This is a genomic window from Methylotenera versatilis 7 (assembly GCF_000799165.1).
Taxonomy (GTDB): Bacteria; Pseudomonadota; Gammaproteobacteria; order Burkholderiales; family Methylophilaceae; genus Methylotenera_A; species Methylotenera_A versatilis_A.
In genome coordinates, this window is sequence record NZ_JUGF01000002.1 from 456,389 (window position 1) to 470,402 (window position 14,014).

The 14,014-nt window shown below is 42.8% G+C and carries 18 protein-coding genes; 2 read left to right on the top strand and 16 right to left on the bottom strand.

What is annotated here, in order from left to right; all coding sequences use genetic code 11:
- Positions 1 to 145 precede the first annotated feature (145 nt).
- The 7 genes from ruvA to K370_RS06235 form a co-directional block, all read right to left on the bottom strand.
- Entirely contained in the window at positions 146 to 724 is a 579-nt protein-coding gene (ruvA, locus tag K370_RS06205) for a Holliday junction branch migration protein RuvA (RefSeq protein WP_047539907.1), read from the bottom strand.
- Positions 721 to 1,281, bottom strand: a complete 561-nt coding sequence (ruvC, locus tag K370_RS06210; RefSeq protein ID WP_047539909.1) for a crossover junction endodeoxyribonuclease RuvC — start codon at positions 1,279 to 1,281, stop codon at positions 721 to 723. The genes ruvA and ruvC overlap by 4 nt, the downstream gene beginning before the upstream one ends.
- Complete coding sequence (locus tag K370_RS06215; RefSeq protein ID WP_047539911.1) at positions 1,281 to 2,006, bottom strand: YebC/PmpR family DNA-binding transcriptional regulator; 726 nt, start codon at positions 2,004 to 2,006, stop codon at positions 1,281 to 1,283. The genes ruvC and K370_RS06215 overlap by 1 nt, the downstream gene beginning before the upstream one ends.
- Positions 2,007 to 2,104: 98 nt before the next feature.
- Positions 2,105 to 3,424 (bottom strand): hemolysin family protein, encoded by a 1,320-nt coding sequence (locus tag K370_RS06220; RefSeq protein ID WP_047539913.1) that lies wholly within the window; start codon positions 3,422 to 3,424, stop codon positions 2,105 to 2,107.
- Between the two features lie 224 nt (positions 3,425 to 3,648).
- On the bottom strand, positions 3,649 to 4,569 hold the full coding sequence (locus K370_RS06225; RefSeq protein WP_047539915.1) for a DMT family transporter: 921 nt from the start codon (positions 4,567 to 4,569) through the stop codon (positions 3,649 to 3,651).
- Positions 4,570 to 4,653: 84 nt separating this feature from the next.
- A complete protein-coding gene (locus K370_RS06230) occupies positions 4,654 to 5,031 on the bottom strand; it encodes a YybH family protein (RefSeq protein ID WP_047539918.1) in 378 nt (125 codons plus the stop codon).
- A gap of 41 nt (positions 5,032 to 5,072) precedes the next feature.
- Positions 5,073 to 5,576 (bottom strand): MarR family winged helix-turn-helix transcriptional regulator, encoded by a 504-nt coding sequence (locus K370_RS06235; RefSeq protein ID WP_047539920.1) that lies wholly within the window; start codon positions 5,574 to 5,576, stop codon positions 5,073 to 5,075.
- Between the two features lie 131 nt (positions 5,577 to 5,707).
- On the opposite strand from K370_RS06235, the gene K370_RS06240 reads away from it, so the two are divergent.
- Both K370_RS06240 and pqqA read left to right on the top strand, forming a co-directional pair.
- A complete protein-coding gene (locus tag K370_RS06240; RefSeq protein WP_047539922.1) occupies positions 5,708 to 6,139 on the top strand; it encodes a CBS domain-containing protein in 432 nt (143 codons plus the stop codon).
- Positions 6,140 to 6,332: 193 nt separating this feature from the next.
- Positions 6,333 to 6,404 (top strand): pyrroloquinoline quinone precursor peptide PqqA, encoded by a 72-nt coding sequence (gene pqqA / locus K370_RS12085; RefSeq protein WP_012777389.1) that lies wholly within the window; start codon positions 6,333 to 6,335, stop codon positions 6,402 to 6,404.
- A gap of 58 nt (positions 6,405 to 6,462) precedes the next feature.
- On the opposite strand, the gene K370_RS06245 is transcribed toward pqqA, so the two are convergent.
- The 9 genes from K370_RS06245 to K370_RS06285 form a co-directional block, all read right to left on the bottom strand.
- Positions 6,463 to 6,882 (bottom strand): secondary thiamine-phosphate synthase enzyme YjbQ, encoded by a 420-nt coding sequence (locus K370_RS06245; protein WP_047539924.1) that lies wholly within the window; start codon positions 6,880 to 6,882, stop codon positions 6,463 to 6,465.
- A gap of 142 nt (positions 6,883 to 7,024) precedes the next feature.
- Entirely contained in the window at positions 7,025 to 7,834 is an 810-nt protein-coding gene (locus K370_RS06250) for a quinoprotein dehydrogenase-associated SoxYZ-like carrier (protein WP_052185190.1), read from the bottom strand.
- 135 nt (positions 7,835 to 7,969) lie between these two features.
- Positions 7,970 to 8,395, bottom strand: a complete 426-nt coding sequence (locus tag K370_RS06255; protein ID WP_047539926.1) for a VOC family protein — start codon at positions 8,393 to 8,395, stop codon at positions 7,970 to 7,972.
- Positions 8,396 to 8,400: 5 nt separating this feature from the next.
- On the bottom strand, positions 8,401 to 9,255 hold the full coding sequence (locus tag K370_RS06260) for a restriction endonuclease (protein WP_047539928.1): 855 nt from the start codon (positions 9,253 to 9,255) through the stop codon (positions 8,401 to 8,403).
- Between the two features lie 3 nt (positions 9,256 to 9,258).
- Complete coding sequence (aspS, locus tag K370_RS06265; RefSeq protein WP_200883497.1) at positions 9,259 to 11,043, bottom strand: aspartate--tRNA ligase; 1,785 nt, start codon at positions 11,041 to 11,043, stop codon at positions 9,259 to 9,261.
- Positions 11,044 to 11,099: 56 nt separating this feature from the next.
- Entirely contained in the window at positions 11,100 to 11,714 is a 615-nt protein-coding gene (locus K370_RS06270) for a DUF502 domain-containing protein (RefSeq protein WP_047539932.1), read from the bottom strand.
- Between the two features lie 19 nt (positions 11,715 to 11,733).
- Positions 11,734 to 12,009 carry an FmdB family zinc ribbon protein gene (locus tag K370_RS06275; RefSeq protein ID WP_047539934.1) on the bottom strand — a complete coding sequence of 92 codons (276 nt, stop codon included), beginning with the start codon at positions 12,007 to 12,009 and terminating at the stop codon, positions 11,734 to 11,736.
- A 95-nt stretch (positions 12,010 to 12,104) separates the two neighbouring features.
- Positions 12,105 to 12,608 carry a single-stranded DNA-binding protein gene (gene ssb, locus K370_RS06280; RefSeq protein ID WP_047539936.1) on the bottom strand — a complete coding sequence of 168 codons (504 nt, stop codon included), beginning with the start codon at positions 12,606 to 12,608 and terminating at the stop codon, positions 12,105 to 12,107.
- On the bottom strand, positions 12,608 to 14,002 hold the full coding sequence (locus K370_RS06285; RefSeq protein ID WP_047539939.1) for an MFS transporter: 1,395 nt from the start codon (positions 14,000 to 14,002) through the stop codon (positions 12,608 to 12,610). The genes ssb and K370_RS06285 overlap by 1 nt, the downstream gene beginning before the upstream one ends.
- Positions 14,003 to 14,014: the final 12 nt, after the last annotated feature.

A 14,014-nucleotide genomic window follows, 5' to 3' on the forward strand; every position in this document is an offset into this window, starting at 1 on the left:
CGTTATAAAGCTAATCACGCTTTTATATTGCCAAATTGTACCTTTTTAATGTGTAAAAGCTAGCAATGGCAAGGCATATAAAAAAGCCGCCACTTATTTAGTGACGGCTTTTTTATCAACATTGATTAATTAACTCACAATCAACCTATTTAGAAAGCAATTTAAGCGATTGCCTAATGCCTTCTGAAACAGACAAATCTTTTGGTAATAATTTAATCGTTGCTAGCGCTTCCTTATCGTTATAGCCCAGGGCCAATAAGGCATTTAATATATCGCTAGTGGCAGATTTTGGCTGGGCAATGCCAACACCGTTGACACCATTAATAGAGAATTTATCTTTGAGCTCAAGCAAAAGACGTTCTGCCGTTTTTTTGCCGATACCCGGAATACGCGTCAACATGGCGACCTCCTGCAGATTGACCGCATTAATTAAATCTTCAATGCTAACGCCACTTAAAATTGACAATGCAGACTTTGCACCTATGCCATTCACCTTAAGCAATTGTTTAAACGTACTTTTTTCTTGCTCTGAACCAAATCCATACAATAGCTGTGCATCTTCACGCACCACCATATAAGTCAGCAACTGCACTTTTGCGCCAATCTCCGGCAGATTATAAAAAGTACTCATCGGCACTTCCACCTCATAACCCACGCCTGCGCAATCAATCAGCACTTGCGGCGGTGTTTTTTCAATCAGAATACCGTTTAATCGTGCAATCATACTAATCGTCCATTCTTAACTCTGTATCCCGCTGTAGCGAGTTTTCCTAATCCTTGTCCGCCGTGCGCATGGCAGATCGCACAAGCTAATGCATCGGCAGAATCTGGTTTTGGGGTTGCGGGAAGGTTAAGTAAGCGCTTGACCATTTCCTGCACTTGCTCTTTTTGTGCATGACCATTACCGACAACAGCCTGTTTAACTTGCAATGCAGTATATTCCGCCACGGTTAAATCACGAATCACCGCAGCACTGATTGCAGCACCGCGCGCCTGACCAAGTAATAAAGTCGATTGCGGATTTACATTGACGAATACTTTCTCAATTGCAACTTGGTTAGGCTGGTAAGTATCGATTACCTCAAACAGACCATCCAAGATGATTTTTAGGCGAGCAGGTAATTCTTCTCTATCCTCTTCGCCATCTATTTTATTCTTTTTGCCGCTAGCTGTTTTGATCGTTCCGCTAGCAATATAAGTAATTTTCTCACCTATTTTTTCAATCACACCAAAGCCAGTCAATCTAAGGCCCGGATCAATTCCTAGTATGCGAGTAATCACTATTCTTCAATTAGAGCGGTAGTGTAGACATCCTGTACATCATCCAAATCTTCCAATGCGTCTAAGATTTTTTGCATTTTAATCGCATCATCACCCATAAATTCAACTTCATTCAGCGGCTTCATGGTCACTTCACTTAATACAGGTTTTAAGCCAGCCGCTTCCAGCGCTTCTTTTACAGTCAGAAAATCATTTGGTGCCGTAATCACTTCAATACTGCCATCTTCATCTGTCACAACATCTTCCGCGCCTGCTTCCAGTGCAGCTTCCATCACTTTGTCTTCGCTGATGCCGGGTTCAAAAACCAAGCTGCCACAGTGTTTAAACATAAAAGCCACTGAGCCATCAGTGCCTAAATTACCACCAAACTTTGTCAGCGCATGACGAACATCTGCCACCGCGCGCTGTTTATTATCAGTCAAGCAATCAATAATAATGGCGGCACCATTGATGCCGTAGCCTTCATAACGGATTTCTTCGTAATTCACGCCTTCCAATTCACCCGTGCCTTTTTTAATAGCGCGAGTAATGTTGTCTGCTGGCATGTTTTCTTCTTTGGCCTCAGCAACTGCGGCGCGTAAGCGTGGATTCATGCTGATATCGCCGCCACTTAAGCGGGCTGCGACAGTGATTTCTTTAATGATTTTGGTGAAAATTTTGCCGCGTTTGGCGTCTTGGCGCCCTTTGCGGTGTTGGATATTTGCCCATTTACTATGTCCTGCCATGCTATTCCCTTGATATTTTTAGATTCTTCGGCATTTTATCATAGGCTTTAAATGTGCGAGAAATGTGGGCTTTAAAGACTCAAATCACGAATAATGGATTAATGCGCACTCATGTGCTGTGCTTCAATTTTAGGATAAACCCGCACCAGCAACACACGTGGGCCGACCATTTTCTTCACCACCACTGAAAATTGGTCAAACTCAATGCGCTGACCTTCTTCCGGCAATTCGGTTAATTTCCACAAAACCAATCCCGCAACCGTATCGGCATCGTCTGATTCGATATCAATACCCAGCGTGCGTTCCAACGTGTTGATTGACAATGAACCCTTGCCCAGCAGAGACCCATCATCTAATTTAGTCCATTCACTTTGCGATTGCCTGAATTCATCATGAATATCACCAACCAAGGCAGACAACAAATTGTCCAATGTAATAAATCCCACTGGCGGATTATCGGGATACGCAACCACCGTAAAATGTGGCGCACCACGCTGCAGTTTTCTAAAAAGCTCAGTCGCTAATGTATTGGGCGAAACCATTTTCACCGGCCTCATCAGGCTTTGAATATCGGTAAATTGGCTGTCTTTTGTGAGCGCGATAAAAATATCTTTAATATGAACAATACCAATCACTTGTCCATCACTCGCCACCAGCGGGTACCGGCTGTAGCGATGCTGCACGATGCGTTCCATATTCTGCTTAAAGGTTTCGTCCGCCTGCAAAGCGATGGCTTCATGAAAAGGGTGCATCAGATCTGACACGGCTAACTCTCTAAAATCAATCGCCTGCGCCAGCACTTTCCATTCTGATGAGCTGAAACTTTCATTGGGATGCGAACTACGCAAAATAAGCTTCAATTCCTCATTGGAATATTGCACCTCATGCCCGGCTTTGTTTTTTAACTTTAAGACATTAATGATCATATTTGAGCTTTTGTTTAATACCCAAATAGCAGGGAACATTAACCAGTAAAATCCATACAATAATGGCGCTGTCCACAAGCTCACACGTTCTGCCATGCGGATAGCCAATGTTTTAGGTACTAATTCACCTAGCACAATATGCATATAAGAAATGGTAAAAAAGGCGACGACAAACGCAATGCCGTGAATAAGTTTTTGACTTTCCACCCCAACGCTGACTAAAGCTGGCTCAATTAATGCCGCAAAGGCAGGTTCACCCACCCAGCCTAAGCCCAGCGATGCTAACGTGATTCCCAGCTGACAAGCAGATAAATATGCATCTAAACTGCCATGTACTTTGGCCAGCATTTTGCCACGCCAGCCTAAATTATTTGCAATGGCACGTACGCGCGTGCTACGAAGCTTGACTAGTCCAAACTCCGCTGCAACAAAAAAACCATTCAACAGAACTAGTAGTACGGCGAGAAAAATTAAAAACAGATTGGCGCTCATGGCTGGTAAAAGTACTTTTTATTATGCAAATAACAGCCTTCAAGTTTAACATGAAGTGGTTATTCTTAAATGACAGCTACAAAGCAGGCTGATTAATATAGCGAATAGGCGCGATGGATACTTGTTAAATGCTTAATTAAGACAGATAGTCTAGTTAAATTCTTGGTAAAACTTCTGACTTAACCTTTTATTTAACCTAATTTGATTGGTTAAGTTTTGAATCACTAGCTGTCTTGCGCCATAGCTGGTTCTATCGGTTTATGTTGACGAATGCTGATATAAGAAATGGTGACGAGTGACAAGCCGATTAATAGCATGCCAATTGTTTCCATACGATCAGGCACTTCGTTTAGCTGTATCCAAGCTGCTATTACGCCAATCACAGGCGCCAACATAGATGCCATGCTGGCCACGCCTGCAGGCAAACGTTGCAGCGCATATAACCATAATAACCAAGCCAATGCACCACTTAAAAACACGTTAAACAACACCGAGCCAATAAAATAACCAGTCCATTGAATCGGCGGTGCAGGTACGATAAAGGCAATTGCCAACATCGGCACTGAGCCTAGCAACATTGGCCAAGCGCTTAAGTTTAGCAAATCCAAATTCGGGCGACGCTGATGCAGTTTTTTAGAAATAATCGCCGATAACGCCCATGAAACGCCTGAACATAAGGCCAAAAACATGCTGAATCCATCTGCCTTGATATGCAGCGGATCAAAAATCAGCACCATGCCAAATATTCCGGAGAATACTGCCAACCATTGCCAGCCTTGCACTTTTTCACCCAACATTGGCCATGCGAATAACATCACCCAAAATGGCATGGTGTAAGTCAAAACAGCAGTTTTGCCTGCGCCACCTTCTACCAGCGCCCATACCAGCAACCCTGTAAAGCCAATTGTTTGCAGCAAACCCAGCACTAGCATGGTGGGAAACTCTTTTAAGCCCATTGGTCTTTTAGTGAAGTACATCACCACAAACAACACAATTCCGCCAAAAAAAGTACGTATCGCGGCAAACTGAAAAGGCCCTGCATATTGCAGCGCGCTTTTCATCACCACCCAGTTATAACCCCAAATAATGGTTAATATCAGCAGCGCGATAAACGCGCGAATAGTCACTTTTGTGCTGTTTTGCATACGTTTTTATACCTTATTTGCGCGCTGTAGTTTTAATAGGCTTAAATTTATCGACTGGAATTTGACTGTATTTTAATTAATGCATTAATTCCAAATATGCGTTACTGCTTTCCAAACACCATCAGCTTGTTTGCGATAAACAAGATGCACATTGCCACCAAAAGTTTGGCGCACACCCTCTGCATCAATCATCGCGCCAGCCCAATTACCACGTTGATAGGCTAAATTGCCATCGGCTACTGCCTCAGTCAATGTAAGTTTATGATCAATAACACCTGCTTCAATCAAACCTGCAAAAAATGCCTGAATTGCTTCCGCACCAACAACTGGCGCACCAGCCGGTGCCGGCATTACTGTTGCGTTTGCATCATATAATTGCGCAATATCTGCTGGTTTTTTTGCATTAAATGCCTGGTCAAACTTTGCGTTGATTGCTGTTATTTCTGCTTGAATATTGCTCATTTGATTACTCTCTTTTCAAAAATATTGATATTAACTTGGGGTTAAATAAGTGCAGGAATACCTTTATGGATTATTCCTAATAACTGCTGAAGCTGCACGCGCTTGTCTTCATCTAAAGCCTGCATACACTGTCTTAAACGCCGATAGTAATCCGGCATCACTACGTCCAATTTCGCCTGTCCTGCGCTGGTTAATTGTATTTTTACGCTACGTCTATCTTCTTTGGCAAATACTCTGGTCACCAAACCATGCTGTTCTAAGCCGTCCAACAATCCAGTCATGCTTGCGCGCTTTACACCTAACTTGTCTGCCAAAATGGATGGCGTAGAAATTCCTGACTCTTCGCGCATTAACAAAATTAGCACCCACCAACGCCCTTGCAATAAATCGTGTTTACTTAAGCACGCATCCAATGCAAGTGATAAATCAGTCGCCACACGCAGCAAATATAAAAAGCCAGATATCGCCGTCACATCCGCATCAGGATAACGGTCAGCGAACTTGTCTAATATTTCGGGTGTTGGAAGGTCTCGTAATTGCAGCATAGTTAGATATATTATAGTTAGCTAGCTAACTATGTCAACAACTTTATTGTTATTGATTTATTTATGGCCTTAGATATTGGCTAAATTATTTATCGGAGTATATTTAAACAGCTAACTCGCTGGAGAAGAACATGAAAACTTTACAACAAGTGTTAAACGATAAGAAGCATAAAGAGATCATTAGCATCGCGCCCAATCGCCCTGTCTTTGATGCGTTAGTTATCCTGGCTGAGTATAAGATCGGCGCCTTAGCTGTGGTACAAGATGGCAGATTAGTCGGTATTTTCTCAGAACGGGATTACGCGCGCGAAGTGGTATTAAAAGGCCGCTCATCCAAAACGACCCAAGTAGCGGAGGTCATGACGCAAAAGGTAATTACAGGTCAACCTAACGATTTAGTTGAAGCAACACTGAGCATGATGAGTGAAAAGCGTATTCGCCATTTGCCGGTGATGCATGACAAAATGATACTAGGCATGTTGTCGCTGGGCGATTTGGTGAAAGAGACAATTGCCTATCAGCAACGCTTAATCAAAGAGCTAGAGCAATATATTTGTGGCTAAAACTTAAGATTTCTAACCTAATTAATGACACTAGGCTCATGAAAATACGTAAGTGGAGTTAATGCCAAACTGTAGGTATTTAACTAAACACCGCGCGCATAATGCAGTCATACAAACAAGCAACGAATTAAAGAATTTTATTTATGTTTGTTGTGAATTTGAATGTGTACTTAATTTTAAAAGGAGATTTATCATGTGGACAACACCAGCAGCTACAGAAATGCGTTTTGGTTTTGAAGTGACTATGTACGTCATGAATAAATAAGCCAGAATTAAGTCATTTCAAAAAGGGAGCAATTGCTCCCTTTTTTATTTAACCAAGCCTAGTCGCCAATAATCTTAACCAGCACGCGCTTTTTACGTCTGCCGTCAAACTCGCCATAAAATATCTGTTCCCAAGGCCCAAAATCCAAGCGGCCTTCGGTAATCGCCACCACCACCTCACGCCCCATAATCTGGCGCTTCATGTGCGCATCGGCGTTATCTTCGCCCGTATCGTTATGCCGATAGTTGCTGATTGGTTCATGCGGCGCAAGACGCTCAAGCCATTGCGTGTAATCGTGATGCAATCCACGCTCATCGTCATTAATAAACACGCTGGCAGTAATATGCATGGCATTCACCAAAACCAAACCTTCGCGTACACCACTTTCTCGCAAGCATTCGTTAATCTGCTCGGTGATACGAATAAATGCCACGCGTGTTGGCGGATTAAACCAAAGTTCTTTACGATAGCTTTTCATATTTTGTTCCTTAATTTTCCTATTACTGCGTCAATTTTAGCACTGCAAGCTATTAACACAGATGACATTAATCATTTTTTGGCATAAAAAAGGCTTCTCAAAAGAAGCCTTTTAACCAGGGCTTTACATGCAATTTTGATGGTTAACTTTTCACTTCAACCACATGTGTAAAGCTTTTCCCCTCATTATCAGTCGCCAGCACTTCTAATTTACCCGGCTCTTTTGGTACAAAATTAAATTTAAAATAAGGATCTTCCGCTGTGCCAACGCCCACATCTACTGTCATCACAGGTTTACCATTGTAAGTAAATTCGGTTTTTTTAATATAAAAAGCCGGTACATATCCTTGCGAAACCAAATCGCGCTGCAAGCCAGTGCGCATCACGTGTTTGATATTAAATGTAGCTGGCGTTGCCGCGCCAAATTTTGCTGGCGTTTCTACATTCATTTTAATTTTACCCGCCACTGCCCGGATTGCCACTTCGTCATTCTCTACCGCACCACCACAACCGCCAGCTGCACGTACTTCACGTGAAGCTAAATACAATTTTCCGTCCGCTGTTTCGCCCACCAAGCGCACAAAACCGTCAGTCTCAAAACGAATCCGTGTCGATAAATGAAAATCGCCCAGTGCATCCGTTAAATGATAAGTCGCAGTTAGTGGAATAGGATTTGAATCTACGAAAACATACACCTTTTTAATGGCCACACCATTCGCTGCTGCATTATCAATCGTATACGTCACGGGCACCTGCGCGCCACTTTCAGCACGGCGTGGCGCATCAATCTTCATAAAAGTCACTTCTTGCATATCGCGTTTTGCAAAAAACGCTTCTTTCATCACAGGCCATAATTCTGGGTTGGATTCAGCAAAAACAGGCAGACTGAAAACCAATAGAATAGTGCATCTCAGGGTATGCTTTAAAAAATTATTATTGAATAACTTGTTCATTTTTACATTCCCCATATTTGCAATACGACTTGCGCACTACATTACTGGCAATAACGCTTGGTTGATAGTTTGGATTAGAAAACGTAATTTAAGTTTTATTCAAATTGCTGTATGTGACCGACATCACACAATTGATTATTGGTTCGGATCGCCAGAAGGTCGCATGACATAATCAGGATTCCAAAATTCTTCAAAATTCAGTTCCACGCCATTACCCGCCGGGTCTTTTAAATTAATCTGCCGCACGCCATTAGCCAGAATACGTGTGGTGAATGGCACATTATTTTTGGTTAAGTGCGCTTCCATTGCAGGCATATCAGTGCAGGTAAAAGACACATGATCATAAGTACCATGCACATTGAGTTGTGGCGGCGTGGCGGTTTTATATTCCGCCAGATGCACCACATCGTTATTGCCAATATACAGCCAATAACCATAAGTAGTACTCGCCACACGTTTACCTACCGTTAAGCCAAGAATATCGCAATAAAAATCACGCAGCTTAAACATGGTCTCGCGGTCAGTGCGGAAATTAACGTGGTTGATTTCGGTAAGTGGCATTTTATTTATATACTTTCGAACCAAGATTCATCAATAGTTATCTTTTCAACAAGCTCAATCTTCATTCCTAATTCAAGCTCTCTAAGCTTGTCAGCTAACTCATCACCATCAACCAAATCAATTGGTGGAGCACCGTCTCTGGTGGCTTCTTTAAGTGCTGCAGCCGTGAATGTTCCTGTGGTAATAAAAAGACCTTTGTCAGCCCTGCCTACCATCGCCCCACGAAAATCTCTAATTTCACTTGCCCCTACTGAACCCTTATAGCGCTTACATTGAAATAACACGTGAAAACTCATAAAACCATTAATTCGAGCAATGCCTTTACCATCTATGCCGCCATCACCTGTTTTTCCAGTGACCTCAACCTGAACAAAACCTGACTCTCTTAAAAGTCTTTGAATAAGCCGCTCAAAAGCTGACGGGTCTAGTTTTTGCGTAAGTACGACTGAAAGCTGTTGCTTCCATGAGGCCTCTTCAACAGCTTCAATTAAAACATCATTGATTTGCAATTGTTCATTATTTTGTTGTATTTTATCTAAGCCTCTAACATACGTAACGACTTCAAGAGGACTAAATACTGGATTATTACGCGCTTTTTCTGTTAAAGCCCAAACACCTCTGCTAGAGTTTTCAAGAAAACCGAATTTTTTTAAATAAGTTCTTGCCCATGCCAATCTATAACCAATTTCTGTTTGGCTGCTTTTTTCTGGGTCATGGAGTTGATTAAGTATATTCTCTGAAAATTTAGTTATCTCTATGACTTTTGAATAAATCTCTTCAATTGAACCCGAACCACCAAGCTCATTTAACGCACCGACTAGTGGAATCATCAACTCATCAAAAGAAGGTAACTTATTCATTTTCTAAGCCGCTGGATTTTGAGTGCGAACGCGAATATGCAATTCTCTCAATTGCTTCTCATCCACCTCATTCGGCGCATTGGTCATTAAACATTGCGCGCGCTGGGTTTTTGGGAAGGCAATCACATCACGGATAGACTCTGCGCCAGCCATCAATGTTACCAGACGGTCTAAACCGAAGGCCAGGCCGCCATGCGGAGGTGCGCCGTATTGCAAGGCATCCAGCAAGAAACCGAACTTCTCTTGTGCTTCCTCTTTGCTGATTTTTAGTGCGTCGAATACTTTGGATTGCACATCCTGTTTATGAATACGCACTGAACCGCCGCCCACTTCCCAGCCGTTTAATACCATATCGTAGGCTTTTGAAAGGGCAGCACCTGGATTAGAAGTTAACAAGTCCTCGTGACCATCTTTTGGTGCGGTAAACGGGTGATGCAATGCTACCCAGCGGTCGTTTTCTTCATCATGTTCAAACATTGGGAAATCCACCACCCACAATGGCGCCCATGCGCGACCATCTACATGGCCTTTATCGTGCCCGACTTTTAAGCGTAATGCACCTAGTGCTTCGTTAACCACTTTGGTTTTATCTGCGCCGAAGAAGACAATGTCGCCATTTTGTGCACCGGTGCGGTCGATAATCGCTTGCAGTGCTGTAACGTGAATGTTTTTAACGATTGGGCTTTGCAGGCCTTCTTCATTTAATTTAGTAATGTCGTTTATTTTGATATATGCCAAACCTTTTGCGCCGTAAATTTTGACGAATTCGGTATAAGCATCGATTTCACTTCTTGCAATCGCCGCGCCATTTGGTACGCGTAAAGCTGCCACTCGGCCGCCAGCCATATTAGCTGCGCCTGCGAATACTTTAAAATCTACATCTTTCATCACATCTGAAAGCTCTGTGATTTCTAAAGTCACGCGCATATCAGGCTTATCTGAACCATATCGATTCATTGCTTCACTGAATGGCATACGCGGGAATTTAGCTGGCAAATCCACGTTCTGCACCGATTTAAGCATTTGTCGAATCATTTCTTCGACAATGTCCATAATCTCGTTTTCACTCAAAAATGAAGTCTCAATATCCACTTGGGTGAATTCCGGCTGACGATCTGCGCGCAAGTCTTCATCGCGGAAGCATTTAGTGATTTGGAAATAACGGTCAAAACCTGACACCATTAGCAATTGTTTGAATAATTGCGGCGATTGCGGCAATGCAAAAAACTGGCCGGCATGTACGCGGCTTGGTACTAGATAATCACGCGCGCCTTCTGGCGTACTGCGCGTTAACATCGGCGTTTCCACTTCAATAAAACCATTAACATCTAAATAATCGCGCAAAGTTTTAGCCACGCGATAACGCAACATCATATTTTTCTGCATCGCTGGACGGCGTAGATCGATGTAGCGATGTTCAAGTCTTACGGTTTCAGTCAGGTTTTCGTCATCTAACATAAATGGCGGCGTAAGCGATGCGTTTAAAATCTCGATTTCAGTCGCAATCATTTCTACTTCACCAGTAGATAAGTTAGCATTCACTGCGCCTTCTGGACGCGCGCGTACAACACATGTCACTTTAAGTACATATTCACTGCGCACACTTTCGGCAATCGCAAACGCAGCTTGCGTATCTGGGTTGACCACGATTTGTGCCATACCTTCACGGTCACGCAAATCGATAAAAATCACACCACCATGATCGCGACGGCGATGCGCCCAGCCGCATAAACTAACAGTTTGGCCGACGTGGCTGCGGTTTAAGTGGCCGCAATAATGTGTACGCATAGTCATAAAATAAATTTCGTTCAAAAATAATGTTAAGTCTGTTGATTAGATAAAAATTAAAGCGGTAATTCTCGTGTTTTGCGGTCTTTTGGCGTTACGGTACCCATGCTGATAATGTATTTTAAAGCTTCGTCCACGCTCATATCCAGCTCAATCACATCCGCCTTGGGCAGCATCAGAAAAAAGCCAGAAGTCGGGTTTGGCGTAGTGGGCACGTAAACACTGACATAATCCCCCACCAGATGATTACTCACATCGCCACCAGGCACGCCAGTTAAGAAAGCAATCGTCCAACTGCCTTGGCGTGGATATTGAATTAATAAAGCCTTGCGAAACGCATTGCCAGAATCTGAAAACAAAGTATCAGACACTTGCTTGACACTGGAATAAATGCTTTTTACGAACGGTACGCGCGAAAGTAAATTTTCCCACAAAGCAATTAATTGTTGGCCAAAGATATTGGTGGCAATAAGGCCTGTAACAAAAATAATCAGCAAAGTGAGAATTGCACCCAAGCCAGGCATATTAAAACCAAATACATTTTCAGGCTGCCAAGCTTCCGGCAGCAATAGCAAGCTTTGGTCCATGGTCTGAATGAGCGTCGCCACCACCCAAATGGTGATAAACAACGGCACCAACACCAGCAAGCCAGTAATAAAGTATTTTTTCATGTTAATTCAATGGATTGGATTAATGACAGGCACAACCGGTTTGGCAGGCAGTGGACGCATCGGTTTTGGTCGTTGATTCTGCAGATTCACTTGAAGACGACTTACTTACCTTTTTATCTTTAAAATCAGTCGCATACCAGCCACTACCACTTAGTTGAAAACTAGGTGCAGAAAGCATTTTAGAAAAGGTTTCTTGATTGCAATTAGGACATACTGTGGTGCTTGAATCGCTTATTTTGCGCAATAACTCTAGCTTGTGACCACAACTGGTACATTGGAAATCATAAATCGGCATGATTTTGGCTTATAAATTAACGTTTTAGTTGAAAGTAAAATTATAACTGATGTGCATCAATAGTTTTTTGTTTACCTATTCACTTAGGGTAAATTCTAAAAAGGAATATCGTCCTCAAAATCATCAAAATTACCACCACCAGTTTGCGTTGCTGCAGGTTTAGCAGCAGGCTGACTTGCTGGTGCTGATTGACGTGACGGCGCTTGGTTAAACTCATCTTGTCCGCCACCTTGATCCATGCCACCATCATAACTCGCATTACCACCGCCATCGCGGCCACCTAGCATTTGCATGCTGTCTGCAATAATTTCGGTGCTATAACGGGTTACGCCATCTTTTTCCCATTTACGCGTTTGTAAACGGCCCTCTACATAAACTGGGCGGCCTTTTTTAAGGTATTCGCCTGCGATTTCGGCTAATTTGCGATACATCACAATATTGTGCCATTCGGTTTTTTCCTGTTTAACGCCTGATTTATCTTTCCAGTTTTCAGTCGTGGCGATACTAAAGTTAGCCACCGCTTCGCCGTTCGGCATATAGCGCACTTCCGGGTCGCGCCCTAAATTACCCACTAAAATCACTTTGTTGACTGATGCCATTATCTGCTCCCTATCAATTTTAAAATATTCTGCTCTATTAACGTTTGGCGCTCAACACTTTGCTGATTGTTCACTTTCACTATCAGCATGTCCTCTTGGGCGATTGCGACTGCTTCATACACACCCTCCATCTGCGCAACTTTATTGGCTAATGCAAGTGCTTGCGACTCATCAAATGAGTTCAAATGATACATCTTTGTGCGTACAGCGGGTGGTGTTTTCATTCCAAAAGTCAACAGTAACCAGATGCCAATTAATATTGAGCAAAAAATAAATACGGCAGAATAATCAAAGCGATGTGATAGATACCCGCCCACCACTGCACCTAAAAATACGCCAAATGATTGCGCTGTACTGTGAATGCCCATCGCCGTGCCTTTGGAAGCGGCAGGTGCCATTTTTGAAATTAATGACGGCAACGACGCTTCTAAAATATTAAAAGCGGTGAAATAAATCAGCAACGAAACAACAACGCCCCAGAAATGATGAATAGTGTTCGCAAACATCAATTGCGCCACTAACATTAAAGCCACAGCGCCGATAAATACCAATTTTAATTTCGCGCGTTTTTCACCAATAATAATCGCTGGCAACATCAGCACAAATGAAACGACCAATACTGGCAAATAAATTTGCCAATGTGAATTGACACTCATGCCGCTGGTTTCAGTCAAGGCAAACGGCACCACAATAAACATCGCCATTTGCGCGGCATGTAATGAAAAAGTACCAAAATTTAAACGCAATAATTGTTTATCTTTTAGCACTGCTTTCATTTTGCTTGGTGCAGTTTGCGCATCTGAGTGAAAATGGCTGGCGACTGGATCTGGCACGTAATACTTAACTACCAAAATAGCCAATAATGACAAGACTGCTGTCATCCAGAAGATTCCGGATACACCAATCCATTGATTCAGCAATGGTCCAGCCACAAGCGATAGCGCAAATGTGATGCCAATCGTTCCGCCAATCATCGCCATCGCTTTAGTGCGATGTTCTTCCCGCGTTAAATCGGCAACTAATGCGGTGACAACAGCAGAAACCGCCCCAGCCCCCTGAATTGCACGGCCAATAATCACCATGTAAATATCGGTCGCCAATGCGGCAATCACGCTACCGATAATAAATAAAATCAAACCGATATAAATGAGTCTTTTGCGGCCATATTTATCGGAAGCGATACCGAAAGGCAATTGCAGTAAAACCTGTGTTAAGCCGTATGCGCCAAGCGCCAAGCCGATCAACGTATGATTGCTGCCGCCTTTTAATGTTTCAGCATATACCGCAAAAATGGGTAAAATTAAAAACATGCCCAACATGCGCAAACCATAAATTGAGGCCAAGCTGATGGTAGAACGCAATTCAGTTCGCGTCATTTTGTCGGAAATTTGCATGAAAACCTATTT

Coding starts and splice junctions, on each gene's coding strand:
- K370_RS06240 (WP_047539922.1), top strand. CDS start 5,708: ATGAAAACTTTACAACAAGTGTTAAACGATAAGAAGCATAAAGAGATC.
- aspS (WP_200883497.1), bottom strand. CDS start 11,043: ATGCGTACACATTATTGCGGCCACTTAAACCGCAGCCACGTCGGCCAA.
- K370_RS06270 (WP_047539932.1), bottom strand. CDS start 11,714: ATGAAAAAATACTTTATTACTGGCTTGCTGGTGTTGGTGCCGTTGTTT.
- ssb (WP_047539936.1), bottom strand. CDS start 12,608: ATGGCATCAGTCAACAAAGTGATTTTAGTGGGTAATTTAGGGCGCGAC.
- K370_RS06275 (WP_047539934.1), bottom strand. CDS start 12,009: ATGCCGATTTATGATTTCCAATGTACCAGTTGTGGTCACAAGCTAGAG.
- K370_RS06255 (WP_047539926.1), bottom strand. CDS start 8,395: ATGCCACTTACCGAAATCAACCACGTTAATTTCCGCACTGACCGCGAG.
- K370_RS06260 (WP_047539928.1), bottom strand. CDS start 9,255: ATGAATAAGTTACCTTCTTTTGATGAGTTGATGATTCCACTAGTCGGT.
- K370_RS06215 (WP_047539911.1), bottom strand. CDS start 2,006: ATGGCAGGACATAGTAAATGGGCAAATATCCAACACCGCAAAGGGCGC.
- K370_RS06245 (WP_047539924.1), bottom strand. CDS start 6,882: ATGAAAAGCTATCGTAAAGAACTTTGGTTTAATCCGCCAACACGCGTG.
- K370_RS06230 (WP_047539918.1), bottom strand. CDS start 5,031: ATGAGCAATATTCAAGCAGAAATAACAGCAATCAACGCAAAGTTTGAC.
- K370_RS06235 (WP_047539920.1), bottom strand. CDS start 5,576: ATGCTGCAATTACGAGACCTTCCAACACCCGAAATATTAGACAAGTTC.
- K370_RS06250 (WP_052185190.1), bottom strand. CDS start 7,834: ATGAACAAGTTATTCAATAATAATTTTTTAAAGCATACCCTGAGATGC.
- K370_RS06220 (WP_047539913.1), bottom strand. CDS start 3,424: ATGAGCGCCAATCTGTTTTTAATTTTTCTCGCCGTACTACTAGTTCTG.
- ruvA (WP_047539907.1), bottom strand. CDS start 724: ATGATTGCACGATTAAACGGTATTCTGATTGAAAAAACACCGCCGCAA.
- K370_RS06225 (WP_047539915.1), bottom strand. CDS start 4,569: ATGCAAAACAGCACAAAAGTGACTATTCGCGCGTTTATCGCGCTGCTG.
- K370_RS06285 (WP_047539939.1), bottom strand. CDS start 14,002: ATGCAAATTTCCGACAAAATGACGCGAACTGAATTGCGTTCTACCATC.